We start from the raw sequence: 15,589 nt of genomic DNA on the forward strand, positions 1-15,589 counted from the left end.
ATAGAATTTATAAGTTATCAGCGGAGCTTATGGGGATTCTATATCGCAAGAAAAACTTCCGAATATATGCGGTCTGTCTTCTGTGAAGTACGTCGATGGACGTTTTTCTTATGCCATTATGGTTTTTGCAAAGTCCCTTCTTGCTTTGGATTCTCCAATTCCCACGGCAGAATAACCTTGATGCACGTTCCCTTTCCTTCCTCCGATTCAATCTTAACCTGGCCGTGATGGGCATCCACGATCGCTTTGGCAATGCTCATGCCCAGGCCGGAGCCGTCGATGCTCTCTTCCGTATTCGTTCCCCGGTAGTAACGCTCAAACAAGTTTTTCTTCGTTTCCTCGTCCATCCCTACACCATTGTCCCTCACGATGATGACCGCGCCATCCGCACGTTTTTCCACGCCCACCGTGACGGTAATGCCGGGCGGATTATGCTTAACGGCATTCGAAATGAGGTTGGCCATCAGGCGATGCAGCCACTTCGCGCTGCCTTCCACCATCACGGAATCTTCCCTGCCTTCATATTGGAACGTAACATGCTCCAGAGTAGCATCATTGACATATTTCAGAACGCAGCGACGGACCAGCTCGCTCAGGTCCAACGGGGCCACATCCTGCGGGCGCACCGCGCTCTTCAGCTGGAAAATCAGCGAAAAGTCATGGATCAGCTCCAGCATGTAATCTCCTTTTTCCCGGATGACGGTGCCCATCTCCCGCAGTTCCGCCGGACTCCAGTCTTCCGGCGCATTTTCCAGCATGTACCCGTACCCCTGGATAGAGGAAAGCGGCGTCCGCAGATCATGCGAGATACCGGACATCCATTCCTCCCGGTTCCGTTCCAGCCGTTTCCGTTCCCGCTCCGTCTCCGCCAGCTGTTCTGCCATTTGATAGAAGGATTGGATGACCTCTTTGTACAGCTTGTAACGTGTACGGATCTTCCCTTTTTTCCGGAATACCCGCTTCCGGTCCTTCGGCGTAAGCACTTCCTCATAGGTTCCGCTCCGCATCCGCTCAAACCAACCGGTAAACAACAAGAGCGGACGGCTGTACCGGTATCCGTGCCAGACCGAAACGGCAACAGAGATAATCAATATCCCCAACCCTGTCGCTATTACGATCTTTATGAGCTCGTTCATGATCGGTTGTTTCCCGACGGCATTCTCCTGCGGCGTATGGTAAACCCATGTTTTCCGGCTGGCTTTATCCCGATACACATTTACATATGTCGCATAGGTCCCGGGCTGCTCCTGCATCGCCATAATTTCCAAGGGATGATAGTTTTCTTTCTCTGTAGGATCCTTGCCGATCGATTGCAGAATCGCGCCGTCCTCATTGATGACATGCAGATATCCGCCCGTTCGGCTGACATCCGCCTCCAAGGTCTTCAGCAGCTCAGGATCGGGCATACCGTCCTTCTGATACCGCATAAACCAATCGCGCAGCCTATCCGATCTGTCGTCCACCCTGCCGAGCAGAAAGAGCAGCGGCTCCTCGTAAGCCAGGTCCATCTGCCAAGCCGTCGTATACTTGCCGAGCCGCCGATCGTCTTTGACCTCCAGCAAGCGGCTGACCGAATACGTTTTCGGCACATCATCCGGCGTGTTCGTGGAAAAGATAACCGTGCCCTCCATATCGATGACCTGAAGCCACATCTCCTGTTCTTGCAGCAGCGTTTTCCAGTAATCCGCCAACAGCACCCTTCCATTTTCCGTAATGGTCTCCGTCGTAATGCTTTCCAATACCCCCGAATGGACGTTGCGCTTGATATCCTCATTTGCCAAGTGCTTGGTCAAAACAAACAGCAGCGTAATCAAAAACAGAAACATGAATATCGAAAAGGCGATCAACTGATAGGTAAAATGAAAAAGCAAGCCTTCTTCGGAGTTTCATCCCGCGGTCTCCTTCACCAGCTTGTATCCCAGACCTCGGACGGTCAGCAAATAGCGGGGCTCGCTCGGGTTGTCCTCAATGCGCTCACGGATGCGCCGGATATGAACCATTACCGTATTGTCTTCCCCCCATGCCATCGATGCCCCATACCGCCTCGTACAGCTGCGACTTGGAGAACACGACGCCCGGATGCTTGCAAAAGTAAACCAGCAGCTGAAAAACCTGGGCCGGGCAAGGGACCGGCTTCCCAAGTACCTTCAATTCTCCCGCGGCTTCATCCACGACAAAGCGGCCATAGTCCCACACCCTGACCGGTTCGTCCTTTACCCCTCCGGAAGGCGTCCCCCATCCGCCGCGGCGGAGACGCGCTTTGATGCGGGCCGCGATTTCAAGCGGATTGAACGGCTTGGTTATATAATCATCCCCGCCCATCGCAAAACCGGTCAGCACATCCAAATCCGAGGCCTTTGCGGTCAAAAATAAAATATGCGGGGTGCCGTACGACCGGATTTGCGGGCAGATCTCAAACCCGCTTCCATCGGGAAGCATGACATCCAGGAGTACGATATCGGCCCGGTGCGCTTCCATCTCGCTCAACGCCTGGCTGCAGTTTGCCGCCGTGTAGATCCGGTTAAATCCTTCCTTGCGCAGAACCATCTGCAGCATTTTCACGATTGCCGGTTCGTCATCCACGATTAATATTTTCGTTTGTTCCATTTTTTCTCACCCGTTTACCATGCTAGCACAACAACCTTAACAACAGTTAAACAACATGAAGCAGATCAAGAAAATGTTTGGATTGATGTAACTTGACGGTTGTTTTGCTTGCGATATATTCGCCGCAACTCCCGGATGCCAGACCGCTTTTATCGGTTGTTTTGGTTGCGATTTATGGAAGCTTTGCTCTGAAGTAAACTCATCCATAAATTTTTAGCAAAAGTTAAGGTTCCGTTTCCGTGTTCGTTAAGCCGGGCCGCTATACTTGGTTGCAGAGGTGAGAAAAAATGGGAAATCCATTAAAGAGAGCGACCGCCATCGATACGATCCGGGGCTTTAGCCTGCTGGGCATCCTGATGGCCAACATGCTTATTTTTCAGTACGGCATGTTCGGAAAAGAGAAACTGCATTTTTTTTAATTCGTCCTTTACGGACCTGATCAGCCTCGATATGTTGAAAATTTTTGTCGAGAGCAGCTTCATGCCGATTTTCGCGTTCCTTTTCGGGTATAGTTTGGTCAAAATGAAAGAAGGCCTGAACGCCAAAGGACTGAAATTTGGAAGGCATATCGTCCGCCGTTCCCTACTGTTAATCCTTCTTGGGTTCCTGCATTCCTATTTCCTGTGGGAAGGCGATGTTTTGCTCTTTTACGGGGGATTCAGCTTTTTCCTGCTTATGTTCGTGAACCGCAAACCCAAAACGCTGGCGATCTGGGGCTGCATATTCCTTCTCGCTAGCGGTGTGCTCAGCTACGGGACTACAGGCAGCCAATCGCTGGAGGAAAAACAGCGTATCGACAGCTACGTGAGCGAATCCATCCCTACGTACAGCACCGGCTCCTTCGGCGATATCATGCAATTCCGCATGAATGCCGATCCACTCGGTCTGCCCGACTGGTTTGGGTTTGCTATGTTCATCATTGCCCCGCTGTTTGTAGGCGCCCTGTTCCTGTTCGGCATGGCAGCCGCCAAAAGCGGCATGTTTATGTCCCCCTCACGGGAAAAGGAAATGTATATGCGCCGAGCGCTATTGCTGGTCCCGGTCGGAATCGTCGCCAAAACCGCCGGTATCATGCTGGGAGAGGAACATCCCTTGAGCGAAGTCCTGTCCTCCCTAGGCGGCCAAATCCTTGCCCTGGGTTATATTTTCGCATTTGCCCTGGCATACGCCCATTCGTCCAAGCGGTCGATCATCATACGGTCCTTCGAAGCGGTAGGGCGCATGTCGCTGACCAACTATTTGATGCAGACGGTGATTTGCGTCTTTATCTTTTACGGCTTTGGGCTCGGGCTGTTCGGCAAACTCGGCATCATCCCCGGCATTCTGCTGGCGCTCGTTATTTATGCGGTGCAGGCGGCATTCAGCTTCTACATTCTGAACCGGTTCCGGATCGGACCGGTGGAAAGACTGCTGCGCATCGGCACTTACTGGTCCTGGAGCGGAAGGCCAAAGACAAAGCAGCCTGCCTTGAACCCGGAGATGACTTCCGCATAATCGACTCTATCTCCCATGAAAATGAAATAACATAGATACGGCAATCCGCCCCGATAACGGTGGCGTCAAAGCTGTCTTGGCTGCGAGTCCAAGGCAGCTATTATACAAAAATCGCATTCGCATTGATGAATTGATTATCACGATTAATCAAATATAAGTGTGGTGTAGTCGACATGTACGCAGTTGCGAAGAGAGAATTTCTGACGATGTTTAAAAGCGTCAAATCTGTTGCGATTATACTGTTGTTTATTATCGTTTCTTTTTCCATATCCAATTTCGTGAAAAACAACCCCGTCATGGCGTTCGGTCAAGAATCGAACCCTTATCTTTCCGGTATCCGTTTTCTGGTAACGTTTCTTGGATTTTTATTCGTGCTTGCGCTTTCCCATGACACGCTTAACCGGGAAGTGGAAACCCAGACGATGCGATTCGTTGTCACAAAAGTATCCAGGACGTCCGTCGTTCTTGGAAAGTATCTCGGTATCTTGTCGTTTTGGGTAGCGTGCCTGTCTATTTCCTTCTTGGCTATTTTCGTTAGCGCGCAACAGTTCGATCTATTCGAGTTGATACGGCTGATCGTCTTTCTTTCCTATGCAATCGGAATGAACATGCTTGTATCCACGATCATCACAAAAGTTAGCTTTTCGATGTTCACAGGCTTGATCTGCGGACTGCTGCTCCCGACCATCGGCATATGGGGCTTATTTTCAACAAATCCGGTTCTCCAGCTTGTCCAATACGCAACTCCCTACTACTACCTCCTTGAAGAGGGCTGGAAATCATATATTCCATTCGGGTTCTCTATTCTGTTCGCAGCCATGTCCATTTTCGTGTTCAGGAGGAAAGATTTATAATGAATGCTCTTGAGGTAAACAAACTGAGGAAAAGATACGGGGAAACTTATGTCGTGAATGGCGTGACTTTTGAAGTCAAGCAAGGAGAGTTATTCGGTTTCCTGGGTAAAAACGGAGCAGGAAAATCAACGACGATTCACATGCTGACCGGGATTATCCGCCCGACGGAAGGCAGCTTTTCCATCATGGGCAAGGATTATACCCAAATGGACCAGATCAAGAGAAGGATCGGCGTCATGCCTGATGCCGCAAACTATTATTATGATACAAGCGCTCTTTCCCACCTCATTTTTTTCTCGGAGCTAAAACGAATCCCATGGAAGCGGGACGAGCTTGTCCGTCTCTTGGAGAGCGTGGGTTTAAAGGGACATGAACGAAGCAAGGTCAAAGGCTTTTCCTTCGGAATGAAAAAAAAACTGGGGCTTGCGCAAGCGCTGCTTGGCGATCCGGAGCTTCTTTTCCTGGATGAACCTACATCGGGGTTGGATCCTGAGTCGGCAGTCGCAATTCAGCAGATCATCCGGGATTTAAACCGACGGAATAAAACCATCTTCTTAACATCCCATAACCTCCGCGAAGTTGAACAGTTGTGCTCCCGAATAGCCATCATGGATAAAGGATGCATAACGAAATACGGCACCATGGAAGATCTGAGAAATCAATATCGCCAGCATATTGAGCTGTCATGCAAAATTAGTCCCATGTCCCCTGCACAGGAGCAGCAAATAAAGAAACAACTTATCAATATAGCCGGAAATATCGTGATTGCAGGTACTTCGTTGACCTGTACGGTTCCTGAGGAGGAGGACATCCCTCTGATCGTGACTGCGCTCGTGGACAATCGGATCCGTCTGTATAAAATAGAACCGAAGCCAGTTACGCTCGAGGATATTTTTTTCAACATACCTGACCTGGCGTAAGGTTTTGAAAATGCAAGACGTGAGGTTTTGAAAATACAACCGGAGGTGACCCAAAATTAGCAAGAATTACGTTCGGCTCTATCAAGCTCTTGCTCTTCTGTGCGGACTCTCTTTTCCATTTATACATGTCGTTCTGAGAATTATAATATTGCTGCTGCTTTACCTTTCCGACGCTGCTATCAGTGAGAAGACCGGAAAGGGAAATCGAATTTTGCTGTTCTGGATTGTCGGTGTTATTTTGGGGTATCTTGTAAGGGGAATTCTATTATAAACTTAATCAAGAGGCGATTTATGCCGGATCACAGCTAAAAGGAGGAACAGGAATGCTGGTAGTAACGAACTCGATCAAGGTGAAACCCGGACACGGCAAGGAACTTTCCGAGCGGTTCGCGCAAGCAAAAGGCGTTCAGGATATGCCGGGCTTTGTACGGCTGGAAGTATGGCATGAAGCCAAGGAAGGCGCCGAGTTCGAAGAGCTGAAGGTATGTACCGTTTGGGAGAACGAGGAGGCCTTTAAAGGCTGGACCGCAAGCGAGTCCTTCCGTCAGTCCCATCGCGGCGGCGGCAGCGAGTTTATTCTAGGCGCTTCGCTGAACAAATACGAGCTGCTCATCAGCCATCCGCCGGTAAAGTAACGTCCATCGGCTTTCTCTTTATTGAAGGCATTTTCCGTACCTTCCGGACGGTTAGCTTGCGAATCCCGCTTGAAGTCGGCAGACTTCGGCGGGATTTCCTTTTCTGAAAAGGGCGCAGATCAAGTTGAGCGCAGTTTAGTACTTTTTTGACTTTTTTCCCACCCTTACAGCGCTTTCATCACACTTTTTTTCACCGATCGATAGGAAAGTTTTATGACCGGAGTAAACTTCATGCATTGATTACATAAAAATTCAATATATCGATACAATATCATTCATCGGGACATCCTAAAAAAAGAAGGAAATCTCAACCTTCAATCATCTATTTCAAAGGAGGTTTTATCGATGGAAAGCACCCATGAGTTTGTCGAGAAAATGAATGAAAATGCAGAAAAAATCGCGCCACAACAAGGAAAATAACGGCAAGGGCATGCCAAGCGCCAAGTTGCCGACGAAACAGCACGGTACAAAAAAAATAAGCGCTCCCCGAAAAAATGAAGTGAACCTAAGCGTTCGCTTCATTTGCATTTTTTGTATGTTTTTCAGGACCGAAATTGTAGTCAAATTGTATAAATAATTGTCGCCGATGTATAAATTTTAACTTGCAAGGTCCCGTTTTTTTTTGATAAATACAACATAATACTTATTTATGAGAGAGGTGGACCTGTACATGAATCTTACTGCACAACCAACACAAGAAGCGGTATCTTATGTCCAATCCGTATTTGAAACCGTTCAAAAGCGCAACCCGAATGAGCCTGAGTTCCATCAGGCGGTCAAAGAGATTCTCGATTCCCTTGTCCCGGTGTTCTCCAAGCATACCAAGTATCAGGAAGCCGGCATCCTGGAACGCCTTGTCGAGCCGGAACGCGTCATCTCCTTCCGTGTTCCATGGGTAGACGATCAAGGGAAAGTACAGGTTAACCGCGGATTCCGCGTTCAATTCAACAGCGCCATCGGGCCGTACAAAGGCGGACTCCGTTTCCATCCTTCCGTTAACGTCAGCATCATTAAATTCCTCGGTTTCGAACAAATCCTGAAAAACTCCCTGACAGGTCTCCCGATCGGCGGCGGCAAAGGCGGCTCCGACTTCGATCCAAAAGGCAAATCCGACAATGAAATCATGCGTTTCTGCCAAAGCTTCATGACGGAGCTGTATAAATACATCGGACCGGACACGGACGTTCCCGCAGGGGATATCGGCGTCGGCGCGCGCGAGATCGGCTTTATGTTCGGTCAATATAAGCGGATCCGCGGCGGCAACGAAGCAGGCGTGCTGACCGGCAAATCCATCCCTTACGGCGGAAGTCTCGGACGCCCGGAAGCTACGGGTTACGGCTGCGTGTATTTCGTGGAGGAAATGCTGAATTCCAAAGGTTTGGGCTTTGAAGGCCAAACGGTCGTGGTATCCGGGTCCGGCAACGTATCCATTCACGCCATCGAGAAAGCCCAGCAGTTCGGTGCGAAGGTTGTGGCATGCAGCGACTCCAACGGTTACGTATATGATCCGGAGGGCATCTGCCTTGAAACGGTTCGCCGCCTGAAAGAAGTGGAGAGAAAACGGATCAGCGAGTATGTGAACGAACATCCGCATGCGGCTTATACCGAAGGCTGGCAGGGCATCTGGACGATTCCGTGCGACATCGCTTTGCCTTGCGCCACCCAGAACGAAATTGACGAAGCCTCTGCAGCCATTCTGATTTCCAACGGCGTTAAAGCCATCGGCGAAGGTGCCAATATGCCTTCCACGCTGGAAGCGATCGACCTGTTCCTGAAAAACGACGTCCTGTTCGGGCCTGCCAAAGCGGCAAATGCCGGCGGCGTAGCCGTATCTGCCCTGGAAATGTCCCAAAACTCCATGAGATTGTCCTGGACGTTTGAAGAGGTTGACAACCGACTGCATTTGATCATGAAAAACATTTATAACAGCAGCGTAAAAGCAGCCGAAGAGTACGATTGTCCGGGCAACCTTGTCGTTGGAGCCAATATCGCCGGGTTCCTGAAGGTAGCTGACGCTATGCTGGCTCAAGGCATTGTTTAAGAAACATCCTTCCTTGTGAAAACGGGCAGGGCATACATTCCCCCTGTACCCCGGGTTTCAGATTGTGGGCAAAGTCTAACGGAAGCTGATCAGCACACCAGGTAAGGCGGCATCCATCATCTTCTTTTTGACTTTGTCATCAGCCTGAGACCCATTCGGTGCATGGGAGAGGCCCATGGCAGTCCGTCCGCACGCAAACACCCCTCGTTCCTTTAGCACACTGACGAGGACAAGCAATAAAGCCTCCGTTCTTCTTGGAGAGAACGGAGGCTTTATTATGCCTGTTTGAAGTTGTCCTGCGTCGTTATAAAGCCGTTAGCAGAACCGCGGCTCCTAATGCGGCGATGCGTGCCGTATTCATCAGGACGAAGTTTTGAACCGCGGTAACGAACGTTTTTTCCTTGGACGGCTCAGCCATGAACCGTTTGACATTCTTATGGACCGGGATAATGGTCAGCAGCACCAGCAGCAGAATGACCGGGTTCACCCTCAATATCAAAAGAACGATCAGATCCAGGTAAGCCATAAAGTAGAGGACCCGGAACAGGATCATCGAATTCGGGCAGCCGATATAAACCGGAAGCGTATACCGCTTGTTCTCGATGTCATCCTCCACGTCGCAAATATTGTTGGCCAGCATGATGTTGGCAATCCCCAGGATGGCCGGAACCGAAATCAGGAACACCAGAATCACCTCGATCAGGTTCACCTGCAGGTTAACCATGCCGCCATCCAGCGTTAAACTGGCAAGCGTGTTTCCGTCCACATGAATCCATGTCGAAATAAATATGATCACAAAGCCCATGAACAGACCCGAGAACAGCTCGCCCAGCGGCATCCGCGAAATCGGAATCGGCCCGAACGAATACAGGATCCCGACCGCAAACGACAATCCGCCCAGCAGCAAAATAAGCAGACCGGTATCCAGGAACAGCGCGATACCCGCCCCTACTGCCGTCGCCAACAGGGTAATGATGACAGCTACCACGGCCGGCTCTTTCAATTTGTACAGCACGATGGCGTTATGAAACTCATAGCCATAACCGTATTTTTTTGACGGCTTTTTTATAATCGTAATAGTTATTGATGGCCGTTGTGGCCATGTCAAACGAAAGCAGCGAAGCAAGCATGAGCACAAAATGATAACCGTTAAACTCCTGGAAACGAAACAGCGCATAAATAGTCCCGATCAAAAACGGAATCATGCTTGCCACCTTGGTCTGGATTTCAACCAGCTTAAAAAAAAGGTTTGATTCCCATCTCCATCATCCTTCTTTATCATTATCTAAAAATAGGATAAATTAGTTTTGATCATTTCGCTGTGGGATATGTTCTTGACAACGACCAATTTGTGAAATAAGTAACATACTTTGATGATCATGCGTATTTACACAATAAAACCTGTGCCGCAGATGAACGTAAAAGCTCCATCTGCGGCACAGGTTGCCAGAGTATGAGGTTTACTTTTTACAACGTCTTATCCCGTTCACGCGCCGGTATCTTCCTCTTTGACGACGTTCCGTCGGCGGCTCCAAGGCGTACCGAGCAGCGGAAGCGCCCAACGGTCAAGACCGTACCAACCGGCCACCTTCCATGCCAGCACAAGCCAGGTCGCCAGAATGAACAGCAGCGGATTGGTGCTTACGGTTCCGGCAAACAAAAAGCTTGCATTCATCAAACCGCCGAAGAATGCGGCAATGCCGGTCAAGAGCCCCAAAATCAATCCCAGGCCGACCAGCACTTCGCCGAACGCAACCATGTACGAAAAAAAGTTTGGCGTTAGGCAGAACGAAGTTTTCCAGAAAAGAAGCATACCAACCGGACACGTCCTTTCCGCCATCGGCTTTTGCCAACGCGCCTTTCACGAAACCCTGGATGGCGGCACCCGCCTCATTTCCTGTCCAGGCATCGGACGTAACCTTTTTAATGCCGGCGGAAAGCCATGCATAGCCCAAATACAGACGCACAAGCAGCCAGATCCACGCCGATCGGGTGCTGCTGAACAAAAACATGGACACGGGATTTTCCGGCACGACCACATACTGCCCTTCTTTCAAATTCTGCCTAGCCAAACTTCTCATCTCCATTCTGAATAAAGTGGATACAGGATCTTCCTCCTAATATAACCACATTCACAATTTCGACACAATATGCAATTTTCGATTCCCGATCCGAAAACGCACAACGCTTCGACGAAACCGACGGGCATCGGATTTCCGATCGCTGTCGGAATCATGCAGCCATGCTTTCATAAACTCAAAAAATATCCATGCTGAGGTATCTTTCGCCGGTATCCGGTGCGATGCAGACAACGCGTTTGCCTTCGCCAAGCCGCTCGGCTACGCGGATCGCCGCAAAAACGGAAGCCCCGGACGAAGGCCCCACCAAAATTCCTTCCATCCGCGCCAGGTTTCTTGCCGTTTGGAGCGCTTCTTCATCCGCGATCCGAATGATTTCGTCGTAGACGCCCGTATTCAATATCTTCGGAACAAAGCCGGGACTTGTCCCGACCAGTTTATGCGGGCCGGGTTCGCCGCCGGAAAGAACCGGCGAGCCCTTCGGTTCCACCACGGCAATGTGCAGATTCGGAAGATGCTTTCGAAGCTCCTCGCCGGTCCCGGTAATCGTACCGCCTGTTCCCGCCGTAGCCACGAAGGCATCGAGCCTTCCTTCCATCTGCTCCAGAATCTCGGGTGCGGTCGTGACCCGGTGAATATCCGGGTTAGCCTGGTTTTCAAACTGCTGCGGGATGAAGGACCCCGGAATTTGTTCTTTCAGCTCAAGCGCTTTGGCAATGGAGCCCGGCATCCGCTCGCCGCTTGGCGTCAGCACGACTTCCGCTCCATAGGCTTTCAGGATATTAATGCGTTCCTTGGACATGTTGTCGGGCATAATCAAGATCGCCCGGTATCCCTTGGCGGCCGCGATCATGGCCAAGCCGATTCCCGTATTGCCGCTCGTCGGCTCGATGATCGTTCCGCCGGGCTTCAGCATCCCCCGCTTCTCGGCCGTATCGATCAGATTGAACGCCGCCCGGTCCTTTACGCTGCCGGACGGATTGAACATTTCAAGCTTTACGCATACCTCGGCGGCTCCGTCCGGTACCAAACGCTGCAGCCGGACCATGGGCGTTCCGCCGACCAAATCGACAATATGATCGTAGATTTTCATGGATTATTCTCCTTAAACCTCAAGATTCCCTAAATCGAGATGTTTCATGATCCGCTCGCGCAGAGCGACGAATTCGGCGCCGTTCCGGTTGCGCGGACGCGGCATGTCTGCCTTGATCGTTTCCACGATCCGGCCGGGTCGCGGACTCATGACGTAAATCGTATCGGCCAGATAAACGGCCTCGTCGATATCATGCGTAATGAGCAGCACGGTTTTGCCGGTCCCCTCCCAGAGGCGGAGCAGCTCGTTCTGCATGGAAATCTTCGTAATGGCATCCAATGCGCCGAACGGCTCATCCAGCAGCAGCACCTCCGGATCGGTTACGAGCGCGCGGGCGATAGCCGCCCGCTGCCGCATGCCGCCGGACAGCTGATGCGGGTAATACTTCTGAAAACCGGCCAAGCCCACCTTCTCCAGCACCTCGCCTACGCGGGCGTACGTTCTTTTTTCGCGACGCCGGCGAGTTCAAGCCCGAAGCCCACATTATGGGCCACCGTTCTCCAAGGGTACAAGGCATGCTCCTGGAAAATCAGCATCCGGTTGGGGTCAGGCTTCTTCACGGACTGTTCGTTTGCCTTGACTTCCCCCGTACTCGGGGTTTCCAGGCCGGCAATCATTCGCAGCACGGTGCTTTTCCCGCAGCCGGAAGGGCCGACGATGGCGGCAAATTCGCCCTGACGGATCGTAAAATCGACCTGCTCCAGGACATGGAGGGCGCCGAAGGATTTGGATACGTTATCAATATGAATCGTCTGCATCTTAATCCTCTCCTCCCGGTCTAACGTAACGGTATCGCAGTAAACGGCGCTTCAATCCTTCCAACACGACAAGATCCAGAAGCGCCGCGATCGTACCGATCACGATAATGCTCATCAGCACGCCCTCCATATCGGCTACCTCGCCGCGCCATCGGGAATAGAAGCCGAGCCCGGCCATCGCCCCGCCAACCATCTCCGCAGCGATGAGGGATCGCCATGCGTTCCCGAAAGCAACCTGGGCGCCGGTGACAAAAGCCGGAAGCGACTCCGGCGCAAACACTTTGGCCAGCAACTGGCGGCGGTTCGCTCCCATCACGCGGGCCAGCTCCAGATGCGTGCGGCTCACGCCTTCCGTGGCGTTCAGCACCGACAGCGCCATCGGGAAAAAACTCGCGATAATGATTACGGTAATGATCGTTTTGTTGCCGAAGCCTAATAGTATGACAAAAAAAGGAACCCAGGTAATCGGCGGAATCGCCTGCAGTATCGAAATCAGGCTGCGCAGATATACGGCAAATCCCTTGGATACGCCGCCGATCAGGCCGAGAAGGGCGCCGAACAGGCATGCCAGAGGGTATCCCCACAACAGACGGAACAGGCTGTCCGAGACATGCCCCCGGAATTCTTCATCTTGTATGCTTTGAGACAAACGGACAAACACGTCAGGCACATCCGGCAGCAGAAACGACGGAAGAAAAAAACGCCGCTGCCTGCCAAATGGCAAGAAGGCTCCCGACTGCAAGCAGATAAGGGAGCGCTTTTCGCCAGGAGGAGCCTGATTTCGGTTTGGTCCGCGGCATTTTCGTGTACGATGGATTCACCGGAAATCCTCCTTATTTATAGGATCTTCAACAGATCATTTCTTCTGCTGTTCCTGCCAGCTTAAATCGATAAGACCTTCCACCTTCACGTCTTTGTCCAGCACGCCCTGCTCTTTCATCATGTCCGAAATTTCCTGCATGCGGGTTACCTGGTCGGGCGTGATATCCCAGTTGAATACTTGGGTTTCGATCGCCTGCTTGATCACGTCCACCGATTCCACGGTCCCGCCATGATGGGAGTGCATCGTGTCGGAATCCACGAAATGTTTCATGATGAGCCCAGCCGATTTTTTCGGATCCTTCTGCAGCATTTCAATCGCTTCTTTTTGCGCGTCAAGCAGTTTGTTTACCGCATCCCGGTTCTTTTGCAGATTTTCGTCGGTCGTAATCACAACCATGCAGGGAAACGGCCAAACTTTGCCGATCTCGTAAATTTGCTTCGCACCCAGCGTATGGGTCGCTATGCTGTCATACGGCTCGAATACGAAAGCTGCATCCACCGCGCCCGAAGCGAGCGATTGGATGGCCTGACCCGGATCGACATACACCATCTGCACGTCCTTGCTCGTCAGACCCGCTTCCTTCAGCACGACGCCGTTCAGAACGATGTCCGCCGTGCTTCCTTGGCCTTGGGAAGCCAGCTTTTTGCCTTTCAAGTCTTCAACCTTGGCGATATCGCTTCCATCCTTCACGAGCACGCTGTGAAATCCGAGCTGCGCCCCGCCGACAACCTTCACTCCCGCGCCTTTGGATGCCCACGACACCGCGTTGGTGAAACCTAGCACGCCGGCGTCCACCTGCTTGCCGACCATCGCCTTGATGAGATCGGTGCCGCTCTTGAACTGCTGCATTTTCACGTTAAGGCCATGCTTCTCGTACAATTTGGCCTCGTAGGCAAGCATCGCCTGTGCGTCGTCCATTACGTTCAGGTAACCGACTACGAAATCTTTCTTGGCCTCGCCGCTTTTTCCGGCCGAACCGCCCTCACTGGAATCATTGCCGCAAGCCGTTACCGTCAGCATGGCGATCAGCAGCAGGCCTATCATCAGCCCTTTTAAACTGCGGGCGCGAGTATTCATGGTGTTTCCCCCTCTATATAAATAATTCCTATAAACTTACTAGGATTATAAAAACATTCCTTCTTGTTGTCAATTGATTTTGAGGGGAGGTTCAAGGTATTCTGTTCATATGCCCATGGCATGATGGTGATTAACCGTCAGACGGACACTGCCTTAATCATAAAATCAACGAAGACCGACGTGACTAATTCATGGTTATGAATTCATATAATCCAAAACAGGGGGGCTCTTCCGCATGACTCATACCTTTCAACTGCCGCACGAAACGGGGCCGATCCTGCTGCTTGACCGTACCCGCGATTTGACGGAGCCGGACGTGCTCTACTCCTTCGCTCTCGACGAGCTGCTATGCAGGCAGACCGGGCGCGGAGGCCCAGCCATATGCCATCTGTGGCGGCATCCCCGCGCCTTCGTGATGGGCGTGCGCGACAGCAGGCTTCCGGGAGCCGAAGCCGCTCGGCAGCGGCTCCGGGCGCTCGGTTACGACACGGCCGTCCGCCACTCCGGCGGGGCGGCCGTCCCGCTCGATCCGGGCGTGGTCAACCTGTCCCTGATCCTCCCGCTCGGACCGGAACGCAAAGATCTGGACTTTCATCCGGATTTTGAAGCCATGGTCGGGCTGATCCGAAGCGCGCTGCGGGACACGGGCCGCACCGTGGATACCGGAGAAATCGAGGGGGCCTTCTGCCCGGGGACGTACGATTTGAGCATTGACGGACAAAAATTTTGCGGCATTGCCCAGCGGAGGCAGAATAAAGCCTTTATCGTACAGGCATTTATTATTGCCGAGGGTTCCGGCGCCGAACGGGCCGCCCTTGTCCGTTCTTTCTACGATGAAGCCGCGCCGGCGCCAAGTCGGGAGACTATCCGCATGTCCGGCCATCTTCCACGGCCAGCCTCGAAGAACTCGCCGGCCTTCGTCCGGACGGCTCCGCCCTCTTCACGGAATCCGTCAAAGACGCGATCCGCAAGCTTCAGGCTTCCGCCGGCCCGGCCCTTCTGGCAGAGGCCGCATCCCGGTTGGAGCTGCCCGGGGAGGATGCCGTCCGTGACATGGCGGACTCGCTAAGGCAGCGGTATGTCAGGAAGTGAACAATAAAAAGCCCCTGACATGTAATCCGAGGCTTAAGGCTGTCGGGAAAATCTCGACAGCCGCTTTTTTTATGGCTTTAGCCAATCCCCACCTTTTGCTGAGGGTTGGGATTTCAT

The 15,589-nt window shown here is 51.9% G+C and carries 14 protein-coding genes and 3 pseudogenes; 7 read left to right on the forward strand and 10 right to left on the reverse strand.

What is annotated here, in order from left to right:
- Window positions 1–116: 116 nt before the first annotated feature.
- A complete protein-coding gene (locus XI25_RS09810; protein WP_046678449.1) occupies window positions 117–1,871 on the reverse strand; it encodes a sensor histidine kinase in 1,755 nt (584 codons plus the stop codon).
- A 15-nt stretch (window positions 1,872–1,886) separates the two neighbouring features.
- Window positions 1,887–2,607, reverse strand: a pseudogene (locus XI25_RS09815) (response regulator transcription factor).
- A 287-nt stretch (window positions 2,608–2,894) separates the two neighbouring features.
- Between XI25_RS09815 and XI25_RS35750 the strand changes: the two are divergent.
- From XI25_RS35750 to gdhA, 6 genes are all read left to right on the forward strand, one after another.
- The gene (locus XI25_RS35750; protein ID WP_268794487.1) at window positions 2,895–3,026 is read left to right on the forward strand and encodes a hypothetical protein; all 132 of its coding nucleotides are present in this window, start codon (window positions 2,895–2,897) and stop codon (window positions 3,024–3,026) included.
- Window positions 3,027–3,087: 61 nt separating this feature from the next.
- Window positions 3,088–4,101 carry a DUF418 domain-containing protein gene (locus XI25_RS09820; RefSeq protein ID WP_235439800.1) on the forward strand — a complete coding sequence of 338 codons (1,014 nt, stop codon included), beginning with the start codon at window positions 3,088–3,090 and terminating at the stop codon, window positions 4,099–4,101.
- Window positions 4,102–4,274: 173 nt separating this feature from the next.
- Window positions 4,275–4,955 carry an ABC transporter permease gene (locus XI25_RS09825; protein ID WP_046678450.1) on the forward strand — a complete coding sequence of 227 codons (681 nt, stop codon included), beginning with the start codon at window positions 4,275–4,277 and terminating at the stop codon, window positions 4,953–4,955.
- Entirely contained in the window at window positions 4,955–5,875 is a 921-nt protein-coding gene (locus XI25_RS09830) for an ABC transporter ATP-binding protein (protein WP_046678451.1), read from the forward strand. The genes XI25_RS09825 and XI25_RS09830 overlap by 1 nt, the downstream gene beginning before the upstream one ends.
- Before the next feature lie 323 nt (window positions 5,876–6,198).
- Window positions 6,199–6,510: an antibiotic biosynthesis monooxygenase gene (locus XI25_RS09835; RefSeq protein WP_046678452.1), complete on the forward strand. Its 312-nt coding sequence runs from the start codon at window positions 6,199–6,201 to the stop codon at window positions 6,508–6,510.
- A gap of 670 nt (window positions 6,511–7,180) precedes the next feature.
- Window positions 7,181–8,551 (forward strand): NADP-specific glutamate dehydrogenase, encoded by a 1,371-nt coding sequence (gene gdhA / locus XI25_RS09845; protein WP_046678454.1) that lies wholly within the window; start codon window positions 7,181–7,183, stop codon window positions 8,549–8,551.
- 304 nt (window positions 8,552–8,855) lie between these two features.
- On the opposite strand, the pseudogene XI25_RS09850 reads toward gdhA, so the two are convergent.
- The 8 genes and pseudogenes from XI25_RS09850 to XI25_RS09875 form a co-directional block, all read right to left on the reverse strand.
- Window positions 8,856–9,756, reverse strand: a pseudogene (locus tag XI25_RS09850) (1,4-dihydroxy-2-naphthoate polyprenyltransferase).
- A gap of 281 nt (window positions 9,757–10,037) precedes the next feature.
- A pseudogene (locus tag XI25_RS09855) lies at window positions 10,038–10,563 on the reverse strand (DoxX family membrane protein).
- Between the two features lie 244 nt (window positions 10,564–10,807).
- On the reverse strand, window positions 10,808–11,722 hold the full coding sequence (gene cysK, locus XI25_RS09860) for a cysteine synthase A (RefSeq protein ID WP_046678455.1): 915 nt from the start codon (window positions 11,720–11,722) through the stop codon (window positions 10,808–10,810).
- A 12-nt stretch (window positions 11,723–11,734) separates the two neighbouring features.
- Window positions 11,735–12,124: an ABC transporter ATP-binding protein gene (locus XI25_RS35755; RefSeq protein ID WP_268794488.1), complete on the reverse strand. Its 390-nt coding sequence runs from the start codon at window positions 12,122–12,124 to the stop codon at window positions 11,735–11,737.
- A gap of 23 nt (window positions 12,125–12,147) precedes the next feature.
- Window positions 12,148–12,480 (reverse strand): ATP-binding cassette domain-containing protein, encoded by a 333-nt coding sequence (locus XI25_RS35760; protein WP_268794489.1) that lies wholly within the window; start codon window positions 12,478–12,480, stop codon window positions 12,148–12,150.
- A gap of 1 nt (window position 12,481) precedes the next feature.
- The gene (locus XI25_RS09870; protein WP_235439801.1) at window positions 12,482–13,141 is read right to left on the reverse strand and encodes an ABC transporter permease; all 660 of its coding nucleotides are present in this window, start codon (window positions 13,139–13,141) and stop codon (window positions 12,482–12,484) included.
- A gap of 1 nt (window position 13,142) precedes the next feature.
- Window positions 13,143–13,301: a hypothetical protein gene (locus XI25_RS34475; protein WP_235439802.1), complete on the reverse strand. Its 159-nt coding sequence runs from the start codon at window positions 13,299–13,301 to the stop codon at window positions 13,143–13,145.
- A gap of 35 nt (window positions 13,302–13,336) precedes the next feature.
- Window positions 13,337–14,380 (reverse strand): ABC transporter substrate-binding protein, encoded by a 1,044-nt coding sequence (locus XI25_RS09875; protein ID WP_152669109.1) that lies wholly within the window; start codon window positions 14,378–14,380, stop codon window positions 13,337–13,339.
- Window positions 14,381–14,615: 235 nt separating this feature from the next.
- On the opposite strand from XI25_RS09875, the gene XI25_RS09880 reads away from it, so the two are divergent.
- Window positions 14,616–15,449: a lipoate--protein ligase family protein gene (locus XI25_RS09880; protein ID WP_327204756.1), complete on the forward strand. Its 834-nt coding sequence runs from the start codon at window positions 14,616–14,618 to the stop codon at window positions 15,447–15,449.
- The last annotated feature ends 140 nt before the right edge of the window (window positions 15,450–15,589 follow it).

It is taken from the genome of Paenibacillus sp. DMB20, from assembly GCF_000987955.1.
Lineage (GTDB): Bacteria > Bacillota > Bacilli > Paenibacillales > Paenibacillaceae > Paenibacillus_AQ.

Bases quoted from the DNA above. Each gene is read 5' to 3' on its own strand.
- XI25_RS35750 (WP_268794487.1), top strand. From the start codon at position 2,895: ATGGGAAATCCATTAAAGAGAGCGACCGCCATCGATACGATCCGGGGC.
- XI25_RS09820 (WP_235439800.1), top strand. From the start codon at position 3,088: ATGCCGATTTTCGCGTTCCTTTTCGGGTATAGTTTGGTCAAAATGAAA.
- XI25_RS09825 (WP_046678450.1), top strand. From the start codon at position 4,275: ATGTACGCAGTTGCGAAGAGAGAATTTCTGACGATGTTTAAAAGCGTC.
- XI25_RS09830 (WP_046678451.1), top strand. From the start codon at position 4,955: ATGAATGCTCTTGAGGTAAACAAACTGAGGAAAAGATACGGGGAAACT.
- XI25_RS09835 (WP_046678452.1), top strand. From the start codon at position 6,199: ATGCTGGTAGTAACGAACTCGATCAAGGTGAAACCCGGACACGGCAAG.
- gdhA (WP_046678454.1), top strand. From the start codon at position 7,181: ATGAATCTTACTGCACAACCAACACAAGAAGCGGTATCTTATGTCCAA.
- cysK (WP_046678455.1), bottom strand. From the start codon at position 11,722: ATGAAAATCTACGATCATATTGTCGATTTGGTCGGCGGAACGCCCATG.
- XI25_RS35760 (WP_268794489.1), bottom strand. From the start codon at position 12,480: ATGCAGACGATTCATATTGATAACGTATCCAAATCCTTCGGCGCCCTC.
- XI25_RS09875 (WP_152669109.1), bottom strand. From the start codon at position 14,380: ATGAATACTCGCGCCCGCAGTTTAAAAGGGCTGATGATAGGCCTGCTG.
- XI25_RS09880 (WP_327204756.1), top strand. From the start codon at position 14,616: ATGACTCATACCTTTCAACTGCCGCACGAAACGGGGCCGATCCTGCTG.